Origin of the sequence: Acinetobacter sp. UBA5934 (genome assembly GCF_002430855.1) — a bacterium.
In the GTDB taxonomy this organism is placed as follows: domain Bacteria; phylum Pseudomonadota; class Gammaproteobacteria; order Pseudomonadales; family Moraxellaceae; genus Acinetobacter.
In genome coordinates this window covers 1-4,926 of record NZ_DJDC01000145.1, presented here as the reverse complement: position 1 = coordinate 4,926, position 4,926 = coordinate 1, and the positions used below count along the sequence as shown (strand labels likewise).

Below are 4,926 nucleotides of genomic sequence, written 5' to 3'. Positions count from 1 at the left end.
TCAATCTGACAATTTCTGCTTAAGCCCATATAGAAAATTATTTTTATATTTAGTTCATATACTTGTTTTTGAAAAATAAAACCAAGCTAATTTATAGGAATTAGCTATTGTCATAAATAAAATAACGCTTGGCATAAAAACCGCAATTTTCCGATTCTAAAACTGTTTATACATATACGCGTTTGCCTAGATGGCAGCACCCATTTGCTGATGGCTTTGATCAGTGCATAGATTTTTTCTTGTTGTTCATCGCATTCCCATCGCTAACGGTATAAGTCCAATTTTTGCAGTTTAAGGAAACATTGATGTCGAATTCTGCTGTTGTTGAATCAGTTGCGCAAGCATTACGTGACGCTGAATTATCAAAAACTGCGATTGCACCTGTTCGCCCGCAACTTGGTGGTGAAAGTGCTGACGTGGATATCGCATACGCCGTTCAGGAAGTAAATACAGAGCGTGCATTATCTGAAGGTCGTCGTTTGGTTGGCCGTAAAATTGGTTTGACCTCTAAAGTTGTACAAGCGCAGCTGGGTGTAGACCAACCGGACTTCGGTATGCTGTTTGCTGACATGGCTTATGGTGATGGCGAAGCGATTCCAGCGGGTCTATTGATTCAGCCAAAAGTTGAAGCAGAAATCGCGTTAATCATCAACAAAGATTTAACCCAAGAAAAACACACTTATGCAGACATTATTAGTGCCACTGAATATGCACTGCCTGCTGTAGAAGTGGTAGATAGCCGTATCGAAAACTGGAAAATCAGTTTAATTGATACTGTTGCAGATAACGCATCTTCTGCAGCTTATGTTCTGGGTTCACGTCCTGTGAAACTAGAAAATCTCGATCTTGTAAACTGCAAAATGACCATGAAACGCGGTGAAGAAATCGTGTCTCAAGGCGTTGGTAAAGCATGTCTTTCAAACCCATTAAATGCAGCTGTTTGGCTGGCCGATGAAATGGTACGTCGTGGCCGTCCTTTACTTGCAGGTGACATCATTTTAACAGGTGCGCTTGGGCCTATGGTTGTCGCCAACTCGGGTGATGAATTCCTGGTTGAAATTGAAGGTTTTGGTTCTGTAACTGCTGCATTCGCTGCTGAATAAGTCCAGATTTTAAGAGCGTTTTTTAAGAGAAATTGTTCATGAAAAAGATTAAATGTGCATTGATCGGTCCAGGGAACATTGGTACTGACTTGCTGTATAAATTACAACGCAGCGAATTTCTAGAGCCAGTATGGATGGTGGGTATTGACCCAACTTCTGAAGGCTTGGCACGTGCTGCGAAAATGGGTTTGAAAACTACTGCTGACGGTGTAGACGGTTTACTTCCTCACGTTGAAGCTGACGAAATCAAAATTGCATTCGATGCAACTTCTGCATACGTTCACGCTGAAAACAGCCGCAAGTTGAACGAACTTGGCGTGTTAATGATTGACTTAACACCTGCTGCGATCGGTCCTTTCTGCGTTCCACCTGTAAACCTTGAAGCTTTGTTAGACGCGGGCGAAGTGCCAAACGTGAACATGGTGACTTGTGGTGGTCAGGCAACCATTCCTATGGTTGCAGCAATTTCACGTGTTCAACCGGTTGAATATGGTGAAATCATCGCGACTGTATCGACTAAATCAGTCGGTCCGGGTACACGTAAAAACATTGATGAATTCACGCGTACTACAGCTGGTGCGATTGAAAAAGTGGGTGGTGCAAAAGCGGGTAAAGCGATCATCATCATTAACCCGGCAGAGCCACCACTGATGATGCGTGACACAGTACATTGTTTGGTTGAAGGTGAGCCAGATCAAGCAGAGATTACTGAATCTGTGCATGCCATGATTAAAGAAGTTCAAAAATACGTACCGGGTTACAAACTGGTCAACGGTCCAGTATTTGATGGTAGCCGTGTATCCATCTTCCTTGAAGTTGAAGGTCTGGGTGATTACCTGCCTAAATATGCCGGTAACCTCGACATTATGACTGCAGCAGCTGCGCGTACCGCAGAAATGTTTGCAGAACGTGTTTTAAACGCAGTTGAAGCATAAGGAGCATCTTCATGTCTAAGATTATTATTAATGATATGACTTTACGTGATGGCATGCACCCTATGCGCCATCAAACTACACCTGAGCAAATGGTTGCCATTGCAACTGCTTTGGATGATGCAGGTGTACCTTTAATCGAAGTCACACACGGCGACGGCTTGGGCGGTAACTCTGTGAACTACGGTTTTGCAGCGGCAACTGATGAAGAATACTTAAAAGCTGTGATTCCAAACCTGAAACAGGCAAAAGTATCTGCACTTTTACTGCCGGGTATCGGTACGGTTGATCATTTGCAAATGGCGCATGATGTAGGCGTGGCAACCATTCGTGTTGCAACACATTCTACTGAAGCCGACGTTTCTGAACAACACATTACTGCTGCGCGCAAACTGGGAATGGATACTGTGGGCTTCTTGATGATGGCGCACATGGCGACTCCAGAAAAGCTGCTTGAAGAAGCGCAAAAAATGGTGTCTTACGGTGCTAACTGTATCTATGTAACGGATTCTGCAGGTTACATGCTTCCTCAAGATGTGACTGACCGCGTAGGTATTTTACGTGCCAACTTGGGTTCAGACATCGAAATCGGTTTCCACGGTCACCATAACTTGGGTATGGGTGTTGCCAACTCTGTATCTGCTGTGACTGCTGGGGCAACACGTGTTGACTTGGCTTCTGCTGGTTTAGGTGCAGGAGCAGGGAATACACCACTTGAACTGTTTGTTGCGGTGGCTAACCGTATGCAAATGGAAACAGGTGTGGACTTGTTTAAAGTTCAAGATGTTGCGGAAGATCTCATCATTCCAATGATGACCCATCAGATCCGTGCCGACCGTGATGCAGCAACTTTAGGTTATGCAGGCGTTTATTCTTCATTCCTGTTGTTTGCTAAACGTGCTGAAGCGAAATATGGTGTGTCTGCGCGTGAAATCCTGATGGAACTTGGTCGTCGTGGCACTGTTGGTGGTCAGGAAGACATGATTGAAGACTTGGCATTGACCATGTCTAAAGCCAAAGAAGCTCAAGCTTGATTTTTAAGTTTTAGTTTAAAATAAAGCGAAAAAGCACCCGGTTTAGGGTGCTTTTTTTATGCCTAAATATTTAATTTATAGATAAAAAATATCATTCAATAGTTAAGATATATTAATATAATCAAATGCTTAATTGGATTTAAACAGTGTTTAAACTTAAAAACGATTAATTATTTTTTTTAAGCGTTCTAAAAAGTAAATTTTGATAAAAACAAACACTGGAACAAGGCTTTAAAAGTAATGGAATAAATTTTGAGTGAAATATCTTATTGTTTAAAGTTCTTAAGGAAATAAAGAGGCTCCATTTAAAATTAAAAAAATAACGGTAAGTGGTTGCAATCTTAAGACTCTGGTCGGATTTTTTTTCATAGAATAGTTCAGCATGATGGCGCCATAGCTTGATTTGATTACTAGGAATTCAGCCATGCGTCGTCAAAATTTATGGATAGCAATGCTTGCTGCGACAGCAACTTTAGGGACAACTGCATCTTATGCAGATTTTGTTGACGACAGCCAAGTGCAACTTAAATTTAAAAACTTTTATCTCGACCGTCAGTATGCGGACCTTCCGCAAAATAACTGGGGTTCATGGTCTCAAGGCATCACACTGGATGCAAAATCGGGTTATCAGGATATCGGTGGCGGTATTCAGGTCGGTGCCGATCTTTTGGTTCAGCATGCATTTAAGTTAAACGGTCGTGATAAGAATCCGGACTGGGTCTTGCCGCATGATGGCAAAGAGTCGAAAGACAACTTTGGTAAAGTCGGTGCAACCTTAAAAGCCAAAGTGTCACAAACTGAATTAAAAGTGGGTGAATTATTACCGGTATCTCCAGTACTGGTTTTTGATCCATCGCGTCAGTTGCTAACCACTTATAGCGGTGCATGGTTGGAATCGAAAGACCTTAAAGATACCAAGTTAACCCTGGCGTATATTGACGGCATTAACAACCGTTATGACAACCAGTTCCGTGATTTAACCAAATTTGCCCCACCTGCGTATGACAATGGTGCCAAAGCGGATGGTATGTATATTGCCGGTGTGGATCACCAGTTCACGCCAGAAATTGGGGGCAGCTACTGGTATGCCGATGTTAAAGATATTTATCAGCAACATTATGTCGGTACTGCTTACAAAACCAAGCTGGGTGAAAAAGCCAAACTAGACAGCCACATCCGTTACTTTGACAACTCGGAGTCAGGTGACAAGCTGTATGGTGATATTGATAACCAGGCTTTGTCGGTTGCTGCAAAAGTGAATTACGGTTCACATACGGTTGGCTTGGGTTACCAGCAAATGTTTGGCGATTCAGCATTCCCGACCTTAGGTGGCTGGGTGCCGCAGCCTTACCTGACCAACTGGGGGGTAGCGACCTTTACCAATCCGAATGAAAAATCATGGGGCTTCACTTATGCTTATGACTTCTCTGAATTGGGTGCCAAAGGCTTAAATGCCACTGCAGTCTACTTCACAGGTTCAGATGCCGATGTAAAAACTCAGACCGGTATTTTGAAAGATCAGAAATCAGATGAGCTGAATTTGATTGTTAATTACACTGTACCAGAGGGCAAACTGAAAGGTTTAGGCTTCCAGGCGATGTATATCGATACTGATTTTGACTGGAAATCAGACCTGAAAGAGTACCGTGTAGCAACGACTTATACCTATAAGTTCTGATTAAGCAGTGCAATAAAAAAGCGACTTTAGATAAGTCGCTTTTTTGATGTATGGAAAGCTATTTTGTTATTAAATACCTTGAGAAAATTAAGGGTTTCAATTTTAAATAAATTATTTAAAAACAAATATTTAAATTATCGTTTTTTTATAGTATTTGATCGTAAATTTGTATCAGTTGA

General features: G+C 42.0%; 4 protein-coding genes. All 4 read left to right on the top strand.

Translation table 11 applies throughout. The features are described from left to right. Positions 1–305: 305 nt before the first annotated feature. The 4 genes from B2Y23_RS09930 (at position 306) to B2Y23_RS09915 (ending at position 4,747) form a co-directional block, all read left to right on the top strand. Positions 306–1,103 carry a fumarylacetoacetate hydrolase family protein gene (locus B2Y23_RS09930; RefSeq protein ID WP_291355599.1) on the top strand — a complete coding sequence of 266 codons (798 nt, stop codon included), beginning with the start codon at positions 306–308 and terminating at the stop codon, positions 1,101–1,103. A gap of 38 nt (positions 1,104–1,141) precedes the next feature. After that, complete coding sequence (locus B2Y23_RS09925) at positions 1,142–2,038, top strand: acetaldehyde dehydrogenase (acetylating) (RefSeq protein ID WP_291370570.1); 897 nt, start codon at positions 1,142–1,144, stop codon at positions 2,036–2,038. Positions 2,039–2,049: 11 nt separating this feature from the next. Then, entirely contained in the window at positions 2,050–3,069 is a 1,020-nt protein-coding gene (gene dmpG / locus B2Y23_RS09920) for a 4-hydroxy-2-oxovalerate aldolase (RefSeq protein ID WP_291370567.1), read from the top strand. 424 nt (positions 3,070–3,493) lie between these two features. Next, entirely contained in the window at positions 3,494–4,747 is a 1,254-nt protein-coding gene (locus tag B2Y23_RS09915; protein WP_291370565.1) for an OprD family outer membrane porin, read from the top strand. Positions 4,748–4,926: the final 179 nt, after the last annotated feature.

What these genes read in the sequence shown, in the direction of transcription:
- B2Y23_RS09930 (WP_291355599.1), top strand. Translation starts at nt 306, where the DNA reads ATGTCGAATTCTGCTGTTGTTGAATCAGTTGCGCAAGCATTACGTGAC.
- B2Y23_RS09925 (WP_291370570.1), top strand. Translation starts at nt 1,142, where the DNA reads ATGAAAAAGATTAAATGTGCATTGATCGGTCCAGGGAACATTGGTACT.
- B2Y23_RS09915 (WP_291370565.1), top strand. Translation starts at nt 3,494, where the DNA reads ATGCGTCGTCAAAATTTATGGATAGCAATGCTTGCTGCGACAGCAACT.
- dmpG (WP_291370567.1), top strand. Translation starts at nt 2,050, where the DNA reads ATGTCTAAGATTATTATTAATGATATGACTTTACGTGATGGCATGCAC.